Source organism: Arthrobacter sp. 01T419 (assembly GCF_056398865.1).
Genome location: NZ_JBFTQF010000001.1, coordinates 658,981 through 675,036, shown reverse-complemented (window position 1 = coordinate 675,036; position 16,056 = coordinate 658,981). Strand labels below are relative to the sequence as shown.

Annotated in this window: 14 protein-coding genes; 12 read left to right on the top strand and 2 right to left on the bottom strand. The window is 61.8% G+C overall.

Features of this window, described 5'->3' with window-relative positions; genetic code table 11:
- Positions 1–146 precede the first annotated feature (146 nt).
- Together AC1DLO_RS03155 and AC1DLO_RS03150 are read left to right on the top strand one after the other, a co-directional pair.
- Entirely contained in the window at positions 147–1,688 is a 1,542-nt protein-coding gene (locus AC1DLO_RS03155) for an ABC transporter permease (protein ID WP_476890790.1), read from the top strand.
- Positions 1,685–2,782 carry an ABC transporter permease gene (locus AC1DLO_RS03150; RefSeq protein ID WP_476890789.1) on the top strand — a complete coding sequence of 366 codons (1,098 nt, stop codon included), beginning with the start codon at positions 1,685–1,687 and terminating at the stop codon, positions 2,780–2,782. Before AC1DLO_RS03155 ends, AC1DLO_RS03150 begins: the two co-directional genes overlap by 4 nt.
- Positions 2,783–2,803: 21 nt before the next feature.
- Here the strand turns inward: AC1DLO_RS03150 and AC1DLO_RS03145 are convergent, their stop codons facing one another.
- A complete protein-coding gene (locus AC1DLO_RS03145) occupies positions 2,804–3,433 on the bottom strand; it encodes a PH domain-containing protein (RefSeq protein WP_476890788.1) in 630 nt (209 codons plus the stop codon).
- Positions 3,434–3,512: 79 nt separating this feature from the next.
- Here AC1DLO_RS03145 and AC1DLO_RS03140 point away from each other — a divergent pair, with 79 nt between their 5' ends.
- From AC1DLO_RS03140 to AC1DLO_RS03100, 9 genes are all read left to right on the top strand, one after another.
- Positions 3,513–5,360, top strand: a complete 1,848-nt coding sequence (locus AC1DLO_RS03140) for an ABC transporter ATP-binding protein (protein ID WP_476890787.1) — start codon at positions 3,513–3,515, stop codon at positions 5,358–5,360.
- A gap of 430 nt (positions 5,361–5,790) precedes the next feature.
- Positions 5,791–7,470: a peptide ABC transporter substrate-binding protein gene (locus AC1DLO_RS03135; protein ID WP_476890786.1), complete on the top strand. Its 1,680-nt coding sequence runs from the start codon at positions 5,791–5,793 to the stop codon at positions 7,468–7,470.
- Between the two features lie 134 nt (positions 7,471–7,604).
- A complete protein-coding gene (locus AC1DLO_RS03130) occupies positions 7,605–8,534 on the top strand; it encodes an ABC transporter permease (protein ID WP_184740333.1) in 930 nt (309 codons plus the stop codon).
- Positions 8,535–8,541: 7 nt separating this feature from the next.
- Complete coding sequence (locus tag AC1DLO_RS03125; protein ID WP_476890785.1) at positions 8,542–9,492, top strand: ABC transporter permease; 951 nt, start codon at positions 8,542–8,544, stop codon at positions 9,490–9,492.
- Between the two features lie 11 nt (positions 9,493–9,503).
- Entirely contained in the window at positions 9,504–11,216 is a 1,713-nt protein-coding gene (locus AC1DLO_RS03120) for a dipeptide ABC transporter ATP-binding protein (RefSeq protein ID WP_476890784.1), read from the top strand.
- 324 nt (positions 11,217–11,540) lie between these two features.
- Positions 11,541–13,469: a translational GTPase TypA gene (gene typA / locus AC1DLO_RS03115; protein WP_476890783.1), complete on the top strand. Its 1,929-nt coding sequence runs from the start codon at positions 11,541–11,543 to the stop codon at positions 13,467–13,469.
- Positions 13,470–13,495: 26 nt separating this feature from the next.
- On the top strand, positions 13,496–13,876 hold the full coding sequence (locus AC1DLO_RS03110; protein WP_476890782.1) for a hypothetical protein: 381 nt from the start codon (positions 13,496–13,498) through the stop codon (positions 13,874–13,876).
- A gap of 42 nt (positions 13,877–13,918) precedes the next feature.
- The gene (locus AC1DLO_RS03105) at positions 13,919–14,116 is read left to right on the top strand and encodes a hypothetical protein (protein ID WP_476890781.1); all 198 of its coding nucleotides are present in this window, start codon (positions 13,919–13,921) and stop codon (positions 14,114–14,116) included.
- A 201-nt stretch (positions 14,117–14,317) separates the two neighbouring features.
- Positions 14,318–15,127 (top strand): type IV toxin-antitoxin system AbiEi family antitoxin domain-containing protein, encoded by an 810-nt coding sequence (locus AC1DLO_RS03100; protein WP_476890780.1) that lies wholly within the window; start codon positions 14,318–14,320, stop codon positions 15,125–15,127.
- Positions 15,128–15,337: 210 nt separating this feature from the next.
- On the opposite strand, the gene AC1DLO_RS03095 is transcribed toward AC1DLO_RS03100, so the two are convergent.
- On the bottom strand, positions 15,338–15,580 hold the full coding sequence (locus AC1DLO_RS03095) for a putative acetyltransferase (RefSeq protein WP_476890779.1): 243 nt from the start codon (positions 15,578–15,580) through the stop codon (positions 15,338–15,340).
- A gap of 136 nt (positions 15,581–15,716) precedes the next feature.
- Here AC1DLO_RS03095 and fdxA point away from each other — a divergent pair, with 136 nt between their 5' ends.
- The gene (gene fdxA, locus AC1DLO_RS03090) at positions 15,717–16,043 is read left to right on the top strand and encodes a ferredoxin (protein ID WP_018776555.1); all 327 of its coding nucleotides are present in this window, start codon (positions 15,717–15,719) and stop codon (positions 16,041–16,043) included.
- Positions 16,044–16,056 lie beyond the last annotated feature (13 nt).

The following is a 16,056-nucleotide window of genomic DNA, read 5'->3' as shown; positions in this document are numbered from 1 at the left end:
CGCCGGGACCGACGTATCATGGTCCCGGCGTCTTCGGCTTGGCGAACAGGCATATTGTCTGCTTCCCAACGACCTCGTACAGGGAACGGGCACGATTCTGCGATAGGCGCCGGCCACCCCGGGCCTGGATTTCGAGGTTCTTCACCATGGTGACCTATATTGTCAGGCGGCTCATAACCGCCGCATTCATTCTTCTTGGAGCATCATTCCTGGTGTATCTCCTGACAGCGTTGTCCGGCGACCCTTTGGAAGAGCTCCGCACCAGCAGCGCACCCAACCGGCAAGCATTGATGGATGCACGAATCAATCTGCTTGATCTCGATACACCAGCGCCGCTTCGCTATTTCAAGTGGTTGGGCGGCGCCGCCCAGTGTCTCGTTCCCTTCGGCAACGCCTGCAATCTCGGCAAGAACATCGCCGGACAGCCAATCACAGAGGCCCTCGGCTTCGCGCTGGTTCAAACCCTGACACTCGTCACCGGCGCAACGGTTCTCGCGATTCTCATCGGCATTTCGCTTGGCATCGTCACCGCACTCCGCCAGTACAGCGCATTGGACTACGGCGTGACCTTCATGGCATTCCTGTTTTTCTCATTGCCGATTTTCTGGGTAGCCGTCCTTCTCAAGGAGTTCGGCGCCATTGGCTTCAATGATTTCCTGCGAAATCCGGAAATACCGCCGACCGTTGCTCTTGGAATCGGAGCTGTTCTGGGCCTCATTGGGGCCGTCGTCGTGGGCGGTGCGGTGAAACGCCGACTGATCGTCGGAGGCTCGGTCTTTGCGGCCGTTTCGCTTGTCCTCTTCTACTTCTCGCTGACCCAATGGTTCCGCAATCCGGGCTTGGGGCCTGTCATCATCGCGATCATGGGGGCGGGGATCGCCGTCGGAATCACCATCTTGGTTTCCGGACTTAAGAACCGCAAGGCACTGCAATCGAGCCTGATTGTGGTGGGCATTGGTGTGATCGCCTATTTCGCCGTGCAGCCGCTGCTCAATGACGCGACAGGGCTCATGATCTTCCTCCTCGCAATCGCCACCATTCTGGTCGGTGTCGCGGTGGGGTATTTTATGGGCGGCTACGACCGTGGCCAGTCCATGCGCGCAGCCGGACTCACGGCCTTCCTGGTCGGGGCCCTCGTGGTGGTGGACCGGTTCATGCAGGCCTGGCCGTCCTATTTCAACAACAGCCGGGTGCGCGGGCGCCCGATCGCCACCATCGGGGCAGGAACACCGAACATCCAAGGCGATTTCTGGATCATGTCGACGGACACTTTGACCCACCTCGTCTTGCCGACCATAGCCCTGATCCTTGTCTCGTTGGCCAGCTACACGCGGTTCACACGCTCGTCGATGCTCGAAATCATGAACATGGACTACATCCGGACGGCGCGCGCCAAGGGCCTCAGCGAACGGTCCGTGATCATGGGCCATGCCTTCCGCAACGCCCTGATTCCGATTGCAACGATTGTCGCCTTTGACATCGGTGCACTGATCGGTGGTGCCGTGATCACCGAAACGGTTTTTTCCGTTCGGGGCATGGGCTTCTTGTTCATTGACGGACTGCTGCACACGGATCCGAACCCGGTGATGGGCGTGTTCCTTTGTGTGGCTATCACCGCTATGGTCTTCAACCTGATAGCGGACCTCGCGTACTCCGCGCTCGACCCACGCGTAAGGATCAAAGCATGAGCCAGCCAACCCAAGAGGAAGAACTCCTCGCGCAACAGGCGCTCGCCGAAGCTGCAGCCACCCAAACAGGCAGCGAAGTTACCAGCGGCCTGAGCCAGGGCCAGATTGTCCGCAAGAGGTTTTTCGGCCACACGGGCGCTCTGATAGGGCTCGCGGTTTTCGCAGTGATTTTCCTGCTTGCCTTCACCTCGGTGGGAGCGTTCGGGATTCCCGGGTGGTGGAAGTACAACCACGTGGACGTCTCGCCGCTCGTCAATGATGGTGCTCCTACCTCATCGCTGTGGCCGTTTGCGTGGGGCGAGCATCCGTTCGGCCAAGACCGGATTGGACGCGACCTGTTTGCCATGACGATGCGTGGTGCGCAGCAGTCAATCACAGTCATGCTCCTGATCGGTGGCATCGCAGGCGCGATCGGCGCTATCGTCGGGGGACTTGCGGGCTATTTCCGAGGCTGGGTCGAAGCCATCCTCATGCGCCTGACCGACGTCATCATCATCATTCCCTTGCTGCTCCTCGCGGCAGTGGTTGGCCAGATAGCCAACCGCAGGGACGAGGGCAGTTGGTTGACCGGGTTTGCCGCCAACAACGGCGTCGTCATTCTCGGCATCTTCCTCGGCTTTGTCAGCTGGGTGGGCCTGGCCCGTCTTGTCCGCGGTGAGTTCCTGACCCTCCGCGAGCGGGAATTCGTTGACGCTGCCCGGATCTCCGGGGCCTCCAACGCCAGGATCATCTTCAAACACATCCTCCCGAACGCCGTCGGTGTGCTGATCGTCAACGTGACGCTGACTATGTCTGCCGCCATCCTGCTCGAGACCGCCCTCAGCTACCTGGGCCTTGGAGTGAAGGCTCCGGACACGTCGCTCGGCCTGCTGGTTGCGCAGAACCAGGAGGCCTTTGCTACCCGACCGTGGCTGTTCTGGTTCCCGGGCTTGTTCATCATCCTCATCTGCCTCAGTATCAACTTCATCGGCGATGGGCTGCGGGACGCTTTCGACCCGCGGCAGAAGAAGTTCCGGGCCAAGTCCGCGGTTGAGACCGCAAAGCACTCCAGCACGACGACGACGCCGGTCGCCCATACTCCGAAGGGCAGCTGAGTGGGACCCGCCCGGGGAACCCTAATACCGGAAGACCGCCCAGTAGCTGGCTGCGGCCAGCGCCACCGTGGCCGCCACGCGGAACCATTCAACCGTAACCGCCACCACGGCGTCCTCCGCCCGGCCGGGTTCAACCTGCCCCGACTCCACGAGCGCCTGCCAGCGCGTGCGGACCAAGACGGCTGCGGCACCCGAGTCGGTGTTCTTGAGATCTCCGGGACGAACCGAGGTGCCAGGACCGTAGGTGGTGTCCGGGAGCCCTTTCAGGTGCTCGGGGCGGGCATTGCGCCCGCCCCAGATCCCGGGAGCCGGCGCGGCCCACGCGGGGTATTTCTTGTGCGGCGTCATGAGCGTGAGGGCGTAGCGGGTGTCCACTTGCACCAGGGCATCCCACGGGACCTCAATGGTCCTGTAGGGGTTCTCCAGCCTGACGCCGGAGTCCAGGACCACTACCGCCGGCCGCCAGAAGAGCAACCAGCCGATGAAGGCAACAAGGAGCAGGGGAGCGGTGCCCGGAAGGGCTCCCGGACCGGCCGCCACAAGCGTCACGACTACCCCGAAGGCCGCAATTGCCCAGCAAGTCCAGGCGAACAACCTGCTGGTGCGGGCCTTGAAGATTTCGACATTTCCAGCATGCGGCTCTTGGCTCATGCCCCTAATAATTCAGGATTCCGGGCTACTTCACTAATCACCCCTTGGAGGGTGGCCCGGGTGGAAGGAAATACCCAACATGACTGACAACACCAGCCCCGAACCTGAGGCAACACCGCTTGAGACTGCTTCGGACAAGAGTGCGCCAGGGAGTGTGGTCCTGGAAGTGCGCGACCTCAGCGTCGACTTCGGTGTGGAGAAGAAATGGGTCCCGGCCGCCATCGGACTGAATTATGAGGTCAGGGCCGGTGAAGTCCTCGCGATCGTCGGTGAATCCGGTTCCGGCAAAAGTGCCAGTTCCATGGCTTTGCTGGGATTGCTGCCCAGCAACAGCCGGGTCACAGGGAGCGTGAAGCTGTCCGGCAAGGAGTTGCTTGGCGCCAAATCCAGCGCCATCAGGGAGGTCCGCGGCAAGGATGTCGCAGTGATCTTCCAAGAACCGATGACGGCGCTCAACCCCGTCTATACGGTGGGTGCCCAGATCGTTGAGACGATCAGGCTTCATAATGTGGTCTCCCCGGATGAGGCCAAGGAGCGCGCGTTGCGCATGCTGGACCTCGTGGAGCTTCCTGACCCGGAGAAAGCCTTCAAGTCGTATCCGCACCAGCTTTCCGGCGGCCAGCGCCAGCGAGCCATGATCGCCCAGTCGTTGTCCTGCGACCCGAAACTCCTGATCGCGGATGAACCTACCACGGCCCTGGACGTGACGGTCCAAGCTGAAATCCTGGACCTGATGCGCCATCTTCGCAACAAGCTGGATAGCGCTATTGTCCTCATCACGCACGACATGGGTGTGGTGGCCGACCTCGCTGACCGGATAGCGGTGATGCGCAAGGGCGTCATTGTGGAGACGGGCACGGCGCAGCAGATCTTCAGCAACCCGCAGCATGAGTACACGCAGGCGCTGCTGGCGGCGGTTCCCCACCTTGGACAGGGGGCTGACAGTCCCGACGTCGATGTCACGGCGGCGCTGGCTGCGGCCACCAACACCGAGCTGGAATCCGTTGAGCCTGACGAGCTGCTCCGCCGGGAACGCGAAAACCAGGCCGCTTTGAAGGCGGCGGCGGAAGAGGCTGCCAAGCCTAAGGGCAACCCAGTGCTTGAGTTGATCGACGTCGCCATCGAGTACCCCAAACAGGGCCGGGTTCCTGCGTTCCGCGCCGTCGAGGGAGCAAACCTGGTGATCTACCCCGGCCAAGTAGTGGGCCTCGTTGGAGAGTCAGGATCCGGCAAGACGACCATTGGACGCGCCGCCGTCGGGCTCTTGCCTGTGGCCGCCGGTAGCATGCACGTGGTGGGTCAGGATATTTCCGCCGCGAAACGGAATGGAAAACAGCTCCACGAGGTGCGCCGCGATATCGGCATGGTCTTCCAGGATCCGTCGTCGTCGCTGAATCCGCGGCTGCCTATCGGTGAGAGCATCGGCGAACCGATGTTCCTTGCCGGGGTCGCCAAGGGCGTCGAGCTGCAGAAGCGGATCGAAAGCCTTCTGGACCAGGTTGAACTGCCTCGCGGTTACCGCAACCGTTACCCGCATGAATTGTCTGGCGGGCAGAAGCAGCGTGTCGGTATTGCGCGGGCGCTGTCCCTCCAACCGAAGCTCATGGTGGCGGATGAACCGACGTCGGCCCTGGACGTTTCGGTGCAGGCGAAGGTTTTAGAGCTCTTCCAGAACCTGCAAAAGGAGCTGGGATTCGCATGCCTGTTCGTGACCCACGACCTCGCCGTGGTTGATGTGCTGGCTGACCGGATCTGCGTGATGCAGCGTGGCCGGATCGTGGAGCAGGGTACCCGGGAACAGATCCTTCGCAATCCGCAGGAACCCTACACGCAGAGGTTACTTGCTGCGGTGCCCCTTCCGGACCCCGAGAAGCAGCGCGAGCGCCGGGAACTGCGAGCCCAGCTCATGGCCGCCGGCATCGAGTAGCCAACTGCGCGCGAGGCAGAGCTCGCGGTACAAACGGACTGCCGCCAATCGCGCAAGAGTCCCTGTGGCCAATGGTCACGGGGACTCTTTTTTGTGCCTCGAGTGTCCTCTTTGAGCTTCCGCAAAAGGCGCTTTGGCATGCTCGAAAACCCTGGAGTTCCGGCGAAAAGTAGGGGTCAGGCATGTCGAGTGTACCAAGAAGTAACCCATTACGTGAAATGACTGCTTCATTTACTTGAAATGACTGCTTCATTACTAAAACTGTCACATGCATACTTGCCATGAATCTGCCAATGGGATTCCACATTTCGGACAACGTGTGGTTAGGATTACACATCCATGTAGGCCGCGTCACAGGATAAATCTGTGTCTGGCCCCGGGGCATTCATGAGTTGCCCCGACTCATCCCCCTGAATCCATAGGAGGCGGAATGCGTTTTTCGCGCACTTCCAAAGCTCTTGGCTTGCTGGCAGTCGCCGCGCTCGCCCTCACCGGATGCGGCAGCGCCGCCTCCGGAAGCAGTGGCCAGACTGCCGGTGATCCGAACAAAATCATCACCGCATACAGCAATGAACCCCAGCACCCCCTGCTGCCGTCCAACACCAACGAGGTGTACGGTGGCCGCGTCGTCGAACTCCTGTTTGAAGGCCTGCGCAGCTACGACGCCAGCGGGAAGTCCGTGAACGCCCTCGCGGAATCCATTGATACGACTGACGGCCAGAACTACACCATCAAGGTGAAGAAGGGCACCAAGTTCACCAACGGCGAGGAAGTCACCGCCAAGAGTTTCGTTGACGCCTGGAACTTCGCTGCACTGAGCACCAACGCGCAGGCCAGCAGCAGCTTCTTCGAATCGATCGATGGCTACGACGCCGTCAGCGCTACCAAGAAGGAAACCGGTGCCGACGGCAAGGCCAAAGCTGTCCCTGCCCCGACCGCGCAGACCATGTCCGGCTTGGTTCTGAAGGACGACTCGACCATCACGGTGAAGCTGGCCCAGCCGGAAGCCGACTGGCCGTTGCGCCTCGGCTACTCCGCCTTCATGCCGCTTCCGGCCGATGCCCTCAAGGATCCGAAGGCCTTCGGCGAGAACCCCATCGGCAACGGCCCGTACAAGATGGCCGCCAAGGGTGCTTGGCAGCACGACAGCCAGATCGCCCTCGTCAAGAACGCCGACTACCAGGGTCCCCGCACGGCCAAGAACGGTGGCGTGACCTTCAAGTTCTACACCGATCCGGCTCCGGCCTACACGGACATCCAGGCCAATAACCTTGATGTCACGGACGTCCTGCCGACCAACGCGCTGAAGACCTACACCACGGACTTCCCGGATCACAACCTGAACAAGGCCTACGCCGGCAACGCGACGCTCAACATCCCGAACTACCTGCCTGAGTTCCAGGGAGATGCTGGCAAGCTCCGCCGCCAGGCTATTTCCATGGCCATCAACCGCGACGAAATCACCAAGGTTGTCTACAGCGGCACCCGCATTCCGGCGAAGGACTTCACGTCTCCCTCCGTTGACGGCTACAACGCCAACGTCGCCGGTTCTGAGGTCTTGAAGTTCGACGCCGCGAAGGCGAAGGACCTGTGGGCCAAGGCAGATGCCATGAGCCCGTGGCCGGCCGGCAAAGTTCTGCAGCTCGCCTACAACACAGATGGTGGCAACAAAGAATGGATCGACGCCGTTGCCAACAACCTGAAGAACAACCTCGGTATCAAGGCCGAAGGCCAGCCGTTCGCCAAGTTTGCTGAAATCCTGAACCTCCGCAAGGCCAAGACCCTTCCGGGCTTCACCCGCGCAGGCTGGCAGGCAGACTACCCGTCGCTGTTCAACTTCCTCGGCCCTGTGCTGCAGACCGGGGCAAGTGCCAACTACGAGGGCTACAGCAACCCGGACTTCGACAAGTTGCTGAAGGAAGGCCTGGCCTCCAAGTCCACGGACGACGCAAACAAGAAGTTCACCCAGGCACAGGAAATCCTCTTCAAGGACTTGCCGAACCTGCCCCTGTGGTACCAGGCCCGCCAGGCCGTCTGGAGCCAGAACGTGACCAACGTTGACTCCGGCTGGAACGGCGTCCTGCTCTACTACAACATCACCGCAAAGTAGTCCTCTGGACTCGTTCCAAGCTCGATAGTGCATGGGGGTCCGGTCACAAAACCGGGCCCCTGTGTGCTTGATCCGGCACGAAAGCTGTCCCATATGAATCCCCTTAGTTTCAAGAGCGCTCAGGAAACCTTGCTGTGATCCAGTACATCCTCCGGCGTTTGCTGCAGGTCATCCCGGTCTTCCTGGGAACCACCCTGCTTGTGTACTTCATGGTCTTTGCCCTCCCGGGCGACCCCATCCGCGCCTTGTTCGGCGACAGGCCGCCCAGCGAGTCCGTCATTGCCGCACTGCGCCAGCAATACAACCTCGACCAGCCGTTCTGGGTCCAATACGGACTCTTCCTCAAGAACCTGTTCACCTTCAATCTTGGCGTTGACTTCACTGGTCAGCCCATCGCCGCCACCCTTGGCCGCATCTTTCCCGTGACCGCCATGCTCGCCGTTGAGGCCTTGGCCATCCAGGCCGTCTTCGGTGTGGCTTTCGGCCTGATCGCCGGCCTGCGCAAGGGAAAGCTCTTTGACTCCACCGTGCTGGTTGCCTCCCTCGTGGTCATCGCCGTCCCCACCTTCGTGCTGGGCTTCGTGCTTCAGCTGCTCGTCGGCGTGCAGCTCGGTTGGGCCAAGCCCACTGTTGGATCCAACGCGGACTGGGGAACGCTGATCCTCCCGGCCACGGTTCTTGGCCTCGTGTCGTTCGCCTACGTGCTGCGCCTGACGCGCGCCTCGGTCATCGAAAACATGAACGCCGACTACGTCCGCACGGCAACCGCGAAAGGCCTCTCGCGCCCCCGCGTGGTCCTGGCCCACATCCTGCGAAACTCCATGATCCCCGTGGTCACCTACCTGGGTGCGAACCTCGGTGGCTTGATGGGCGGGGCGATCGTCACCGAAGGCATCTTCAACGTGCCCGGCGTCGGACAAAAGCTCTACCAAGCAGTCATCCGCAGCGAGGGCCCCACAGTCGTTGCCATCGTGAGCGTGCTGGTGCTGGTCTTCGTTGCCGCCAACCTGTTGGTCGACCTCCTGTACGCCTGGCTTGACCCCAGGATTCGCTATGAAAAGTAGATCCGCTATGAAAAGTAACCGTCAGATCGAGCACTACGTTGCCCCCGTCGACGAGACACCGCTGCTGGCAACCGATAGCCTCAAGGTCGACGCAGCACCCCTGAGCCTGTGGGCAGACGCCTGGCGGAAGCTCCGCCGTCGTCCGCTCTTCATCATCTCCGCGCTCATGATCTTCTTGCTCCTGGTTGTCGCCTTCTTCCCCGGCCTGTTCACGCAGACAGCCCCGAACGACAACTGCCAGCTAGGAGACTCTCTGGCTGGACCCTCGGCCGGCCATCCCCTGGGATTCACCTTCCAGGGCTGCGACATCTACTCCCGCATCATCCACGGCACCCAGGCATCCCTGACCGTCGGCGTTGTCTCGGTCATTTTCGTCCTGATCATCGGCGTCACGCTCGGCGCATTGGCCGGGTTCTTTGGCGGATGGGTTGACACTGTCATTGCCCGCCTTGGCGACATCTTCTTCGCCCTGCCTTTGGTCCTCGGGGCACTGGTAGTTACCCAGCTGCCCTTCTTCCGCGAGAACAAGAGCGTTTTCACCGTGGTCATGGTCATTGTGATGCTCGGTTGGCCGCAAATGGCCCGCATCACCCGCGGCGCCGTGATCGAGGTCCGCAACGCGGATTTCGTCACCGCTGCACGCTCGCTGGGCGTCTCCAAGATCGGCACACTCGTCCGGCACGTGGTTCCGAACGCGCTCGCGCCGATCATCGTCCTCGCCACCATGGAACTGGGTGTCTTCATCGTCACCGAAGCAACGTTGTCCTTCCTCGGCATCGGCCTGCCCGGCAGCATCATGTCGTGGGGCAACGACATTTCGGCGGCCAAGGATACGCTGCGCACCAACCCCGAAGTGCTGCTTTACCCGGCAACCGCGCTGTCCATCACGGTCCTGAGCTTCATCATGCTTGGCGACGCGCTGCGTGACGCCCTTGACCCCAAGAGCCGCAAGCGATGAAGGAGGCAATCATGACAACGTCCAAAGTCACCATCAACGAGGCCGGAACCGAGGAGCGCCCGCTCCTTGAAATCAGGGACCTCGCCATCTCCTTCCAGACGGCGGGCGGCGAATTCCAGGCCGTCAAAAACGCTCACCTGACCATCATGCCCGGCGAGACAGTCGCCATCGTGGGCGAGTCCGGCTCTGGAAAGTCGACGACGGCGCTCGCCGCCATCGGTCTCCTACCGGAGAACGGTCGGGTTTCCGGCGGGCAGATCCTGCTCGACGGAGAAGACATCTCCCACGCGCCGGAACGGCGCATGATCGAGCTGCGCGGCAACACGATCGGCATGGTCCCGCAGGATCCGATGTCCAACCTCAACCCGGTGTGGAAGATCGGCTACCAGGTCCGCGAGACCTTGCGAGCCAACGGCAAGCCCAACGCCCCCGCCGACGTCGCCCGTGTCCTCGCAGAAGCCGGCTTGCCGGACTCGGCACGGCGTGCCAAGCAGTACCCGCACGAATTCTCCGGCGGCATGCGGCAGCGAGCCCTGATTGCCATCGGCCTGTCCTGCCAACCGCGGCTGCTTATCGCCGATGAGCCGACGTCGGCCCTCGACGTCACGGTTCAGCGGCAGATCCTCGACCACCTCGAGACCATGACGGCGGAACTCGGTACCGCAGTCCTGCTCATCACCCACGATCTTGGCCTCGCGGCTGAACGCGCGGACAAAGTGGTGGTCATGTACCGCGGCAACGTGGTGGAAGCCGGTCCTTCGCTGGAACTGCTCCGCAACCCGCAGCACCCCTACACCCAGCGGCTGGTGGCGTCGGCACCGTCGCTGGCTTCCCGTAGGATCCAGGCCGCCAAGGCTGAAGGCATCCAAACGGAAGAACTCCTGGCACCCACTGAAGTTGTGGTGGAAAAGGCACTCCCGGAGGACGTCCTGAAGGTCGAGAGCCTCAGCAAGGTCTTCAAGTTGCGCTCAGGAGTGGGCAGGTCCACCGACTTCACCGCGGTGGACAACGTCTCGTTCAACGTCAAGCGCGGGACGACGACGGCGATCGTAGGGGAGTCGGGCTCCGGCAAGTCCACTGTGGCCCAGATGGTTCTTAACCTCCTTCCGCCGACATCGGGCCGGATCGTGTTCGACGGGGTGGACACCTCCACGCTGAACAGCCGTGAGATCTTCAAGTTCCGGCGCCGCGTCCAGCCGATCTTCCAGGACCCGTACGGTTCCCTCGACCCGATGTACAACATTTTCAGGACCATCGAGGAACCGCTCCGGACCCACAAGATCGGTGACAAGGTCAGCCGCGAGAAGAAGGTCCGGGAGCTCCTGGACCAAGTGGCGCTGCCGCAGTCCACCATGCAGCGATACCCGAACGAGCTCTCCGGCGGCCAGCGGCAGCGCGTCGCGATCGCCCGGGCCCTGGCGCTCGATCCTGAAGTGATCATCTGCGACGAAGCGGTCTCCGCCCTGGACGTTTTGGTGCAGGCCCAGGTTTTGAACCTGTTGGCCGAGCTGCAGTCCAATCTTGGCCTGACGTACCTGTTCATCACGCACGACCTCGCCGTCGTACGGCAGATCGCGGACCATGTCTGCGTGATGCAGAAGGGCAAGCTCGTGGAAACGGGCAGCACCGACAACGTCTTCGATTCGCCGCAGCAGGACTACACCAAGGCACTGCTCAACGCGATTCCTGGAGCGAGCCTGATGCTTCCGCCCGCGGTGGCCTGAACCGGCTTAGCAGCCGTCATCACCGCGTTCAAGGCGATCAAGAGGGCCGGTGCCGTTTCCCTGAGGGAAGGGGCACCGGCTCTTTGGCTGTTTCCGAGGGTTCATGGGCGCTCCCTGGGGTCTCCGGCGGGCCTGCAGGCTACTCACGGACTGTGATGAAGGGCACAATTCGGCGGCATCGGGGGTGATTTTTAGGCCAATAAATACCACAGCGTTTAGACTCTAGGAAGGTGCCCTGTGTCAAAGGGTCTAATCCGTCGTGCGTTCCAGTTGGAAATGTCGCGATACAACAGCTGACTTCACCACTGAATCGAGCCATTACGCATGTCTGAAACCACCACCAACACCGCCGCGGCCACTGCATCGCGCAGTGATCTGCGCAACGTCGCGATTGTGGCCCACGTTGACCACGGCAAGACCACCCTGGTCGACGCCATGCTCAAGCAGACCAACTCCTTCGCTGAGCACAACCATCTGGAAGACCGCGTCATGGACTCCGGTGACTTGGAGCGCGAAAAGGGCATCACGATCCTCGCCAAGAACACAACGGTTGCCTACAACGGCCCGTCCTCCCATGGCGAGACCATCACCATCAACGTGATCGACACCCCCGGCCACGCCGACTTCGGTGGCGAGGTGGAGCGCGGCCTGTCCATGGTTGACGGCGTTGTCCTCCTGGTTGACGCTTCCGAGGGTCCGCTGCCGCAGACCCGCTTCGTGCTCCGCAAGGCCCTCGCCGCGCACCTTCCCGTCATCCTGCTGGTCAACAAGACCGACCGCCCCGACGCCCGCATCGAAGAAGTTGTCCACGAATCCATGGACCTTCTCCTGGGCCTGGCTTCGGACCTCGCGGACGAAGTTCCGGACCTGGACCTGGACAAGATCCTTGAAGTTCCCGTGGTCTATGCTGCAGCCAAGGTTGGCCGCGCCTCCCTGGAGCAGCCTGCTGATGGCTCGGCACCGGAGAACGAAGATCTCGAACCCCTGTTCAAGACGATCATCGAGCACATCCCCGCCCCGACCTACAACCCGAACGGTGTCCTGCAGGCGCATGTCACCAACCTGGACGCTTCCCCGTTCCTCGGCCGCCTCGCACTCCTGCGCATCTACAACGGCACCCTCCGCAAGGGCCAGACCGTGGCCTGGGCCCGCGCCAACGGCGAACTGAAGAACGTCAAGATCACCGAGCTCCTGGCCACCAAGGCCTTGGAACGCGTTCCGGCAGAGTCCGCCGGCCCCGGTGAGATCGTGGCCGTTGCCGGTATCGAGGAAATCACCATCGGTGAGACCCTGACTGACGCGGAGAACCCGCAGCCGCTGCCGCTCATCACGGTGGATGACCCCGCGATCTCCATGACCATCGGTATCAACACCTCTCCGCTGGCCGGCAAGGTCAAGGGCGCCAAGGTCACGGCCCGCCAGGTGAAAGACCGCCTGGACAAGGAACTGATCGGTAACGTCTCCATCAAGGTTCTGCCCACCGAGCGTCCTGACGCTTGGGAAGTCCAAGGCCGTGGCGAGCTTGCGCTGGCCATCCTCGTGGAGCAGATGCGGCGCGAAGGCTTCGAACTGACGGTCGGCAAGCCGCAGGTTGTCACCCGGACCGTCGACGGCAAGATCCACGAGCCGATGGAACACATGACCATCGACGTGCCTGAAGAGTACCTCGGTGCGGTCACGCAGCTCATGGCTGCCCGCAAGGGCCGCATGACCAACATGGCCAACCACGGTACGGGTTGGTGCCGCATGGAATTCATCGTTCCGGCACGTGGCCTCATCGGCTTCCGCACCAAGTTCCTCACGGACACCCGCGGCGCCGGCATCGCCTCCTCGATCTCCGAGGGCTACGAGCCGTGGGCCGGCCCCATCGAATACCGCACGAACGGTTCGATGGTCGCCGACCGCGCCGGCGTGGTGACGCCCTTCGCCATGATCAACCTGCAGGAACGCGGCTCCTTCTTCGTGAAGCCCACGTCCGAGGTCTACGAAGGCATGATCGTGGGCGAGAACTCCCGCGCCGACGACATGGACGTCAACATCACGAAGGAAAAGAAGCTCACCAACATGCGTGCCGCTTCCTCGGACACCTTCGAGAACCTGACGCCCCCGCGCGACCTGACCCTCGAAGAGTCCCTCGAATTCGCCCGCGAAGACGAGTGCGTCGAGGTCACCCCGGAATCCATTCGCATCCGCAAGGTGATCCTGGACGCCAACGAGCGCGCCAAGGCTACCCGCGCCCGCGCCAAGGTCTGATCCTGCGCTGATTGCGGATTGACGCATTGAATAAGAGAGCCACCGGAGCAGCACGCGGCATTGCCGTAGCTGTTCCGGTGGCTCTTTTTGCTGCCCTGGCTGGCACCGCACTGCACCGGCAAACGCTCCTCATTGCCGGCGTCGACGTCTACTGGGGTGTCGCAGCGGCACTGCTCCTGCTCGCTTCGTTGCAGCTCTGGCTGGGCGCGTGGTCGCGGTCCTTGCTCCCGACGGCGGTGGCCGGCATCGGCTGTTATGCGGCGGTTGGCCTGTTGTCGGCTGCCGGAACAGGCAAGCAGTTGATCGTCGCAGATGTTCCGGGAAATGTGTGGGTTTATGGCAGTGCGGGCGTGACTTTTGTGATGCTGCTGTGGTGCAGGCGTTACGGGCGTCCCCCACGCGGTTGACTAGTCCGCGCTTGCGTCTGCCCACCTCGCCTCCTGGGTCGAATGAATGCCTCCATCCGTTTCGTGGTGTGGGGCGTCATGCCCTTCGCGGCGCTGTCCTCAGGCCTGCTTGCGGAAGGCCCTGGACTGGCCCCGACACTCTGGATCGGCTTGGCCGGGAGCATGGTTTTTGTCGCGCCGGTGTTGTTTTCGCCACGGCTGGGAATGCGTCGGCTTCCGGCTGAGGTTCAGGGCCCCTGACCCCCTTGGGACATGCCCAGCCTTGGCTCGCAGCGATGGACATAATGGCAATATGCGCATTCCCTGGTGCAAACGTGGCGCATGCTCAACGGGGATGAAGGCACATGTCCAACGTTTGATTCCAAGGTTGGACAGGAAGTTCTCCACATAGCCAACGTTGGAGCTTCCGCGCCTTAGTCTTCCGTCGGGACGATGGGGCGCATGGTGAACATCAACGAAGTCTTTTCAGCGTATGACGGCGTGGCCCGGGCTAAGCATTTGGCTGCGGCCGGGGTCTCGCATTTCCAACTGAAATCCGCGCTGGCGAGCGGTCGGATTGTCCGCGTGGCACGTGGGGTGTACGCGGTGCCAGGCGCCAATCCTACTTTGCTCGCCATCCGGTCCCTTCCGTCCGAGCCGGCGTGCATTTCCGCGGCCGAACTGTCCGGCTTGTGGGTTCTGGATCACCCACAATTCCCTCACATCGCAGTCCCGCATAGCCGTAAGTATGAAGGTTTTGTCTGCCATCGATCTGCGGCTCCGCCTACCTTGATGGATTCGGTGGTCCAGGCCCTGCGATGCCTGCCAGATCTGGACGGTCTTGTCATTGCCGAATCTGCGGTGGTTCTTGGCAGACTTCAACTCACAGCCCTCAGGAAGAGGCTCAACGGGCGGAATGATGCACGGGAGCGGAGACTCGTCTCACGAATCGTTCCCCAGTCACAGTCGATTATCGAATGCGTCGCCAGGTACCTGCTGCAACAAGCAGGCTTCCACGTTGAATCGCAGGTGAATATTCCAGGCATGGGGCATCTGGACCTGATGGTGGACGGAAGACTGGGCATTGAAACCGACGGTGCAGGCTTCCATATGGACAAGCCGAGCTTCGAGGAAGACCGTCGTCGCTGGAACGTCACTACAAGGTTGGGTGTCCCGACCTTGGTTGTGAGCTATTCAATGCTGAAGAGCCGGCCCCGGGAATTTGTGTCGATGGTTCGGGACACTCTGAGCGCTCTTGATCGCGCAGCGTGACTCCGCGGGTGCCACCTTTGTTTGCGTCAGAGGTTGGACATGCCTCGCGGCCGTCATCAGGCATGGACATGTCCCTCGTTCAGGCCAGGTTCACCGAGGGACACGCTCGTTGCGGAGCGCTAGGAATGAGCATGTTGGCACTATGTCCAGTGGTGCGAGCAGGCAGGGGGCATGTCCCTCGGGGTAACGGGTGCAGGCGGGGGAGTGGAACTACTGCGGGGCGGTCCGGGGGATGCGGTGTGGCGGCGGAGGGGGGACCTCCTTTGCCGCCACTACAAGGGCCAGCGGGATCTCGACGTCGGACTGGCGGGTGCGGATGGTGCACGCACCGTCGGTGACGGAGAGCAAGTAGCCGAGGGCATCGGTGAAGCCGTTGTCCAACCGGTAACGGACAACTACCCGCGTTCCGGATACGGTATTGAGCAGGAAATCCTGGGGTCGGGGCAAATTCACCAGTTCATAGTAAGACGCCCGGCTAGGTTGGTGAGTTCCGGCTGGTGGATAATAGGCTCAGAATTCGATGTACCGGCCACAGGGCCGGTGGTACTACCCGGAAATGGTCCGGGACAACTGTGGAGAGGCAAGGGACGTGACCTACGTAATCGCGCAGCCGTGTGTGGACGTCAAGGACAAGGCATGTATTGAAGAATGCCCTGTTGACTGCATCTACGAAGGCGAACGTTCCCTCTATATCCACCCGGATGAGTGCGTGGACTGCGGAGCTTGCGAACCCGTGTGCCCGGTGGAAGCGATCTACTACGAGGACGATACCCCGGAAGAATGGGCTGACTACTACAAGGCCAACGTCGAATTCTTCGACGATCTCGGGTCACCTGGTGGAGCTGCCAAGATCGGCAACACTGGCAAGGACCACCCGTTCATTGCCGCGCTGCCTCCTCAGAACCAAGACCACTAAGAACGGTTGCTTC

Excerpts from the sequence above, each read along its gene's own strand:
- AC1DLO_RS03155 (WP_476890790.1), top strand. The coding sequence starts at position 147 with ATGGTGACCTATATTGTCAGGCGGCTCATAACCGCCGCATTCATTCTT.
- AC1DLO_RS03150 (WP_476890789.1), top strand. The coding sequence starts at position 1,685 with ATGAGCCAGCCAACCCAAGAGGAAGAACTCCTCGCGCAACAGGCGCTC.
- AC1DLO_RS03145 (WP_476890788.1), bottom strand. The coding sequence starts at position 3,433 with ATGAGCCAAGAGCCGCATGCTGGAAATGTCGAAATCTTCAAGGCCCGC.
- AC1DLO_RS03140 (WP_476890787.1), top strand. The coding sequence starts at position 3,513 with ATGACTGACAACACCAGCCCCGAACCTGAGGCAACACCGCTTGAGACT.
- AC1DLO_RS03135 (WP_476890786.1), top strand. The coding sequence starts at position 5,791 with ATGCGTTTTTCGCGCACTTCCAAAGCTCTTGGCTTGCTGGCAGTCGCC.
- AC1DLO_RS03125 (WP_476890785.1), top strand. The coding sequence starts at position 8,542 with ATGAAAAGTAACCGTCAGATCGAGCACTACGTTGCCCCCGTCGACGAG.
- AC1DLO_RS03120 (WP_476890784.1), top strand. The coding sequence starts at position 9,504 with ATGACAACGTCCAAAGTCACCATCAACGAGGCCGGAACCGAGGAGCGC.
- typA (WP_476890783.1), top strand. The coding sequence starts at position 11,541 with ATGTCTGAAACCACCACCAACACCGCCGCGGCCACTGCATCGCGCAGT.
- AC1DLO_RS03105 (WP_476890781.1), top strand. The coding sequence starts at position 13,919 with ATGAATGCCTCCATCCGTTTCGTGGTGTGGGGCGTCATGCCCTTCGCG.
- AC1DLO_RS03100 (WP_476890780.1), top strand. The coding sequence starts at position 14,318 with ATGGTGAACATCAACGAAGTCTTTTCAGCGTATGACGGCGTGGCCCGG.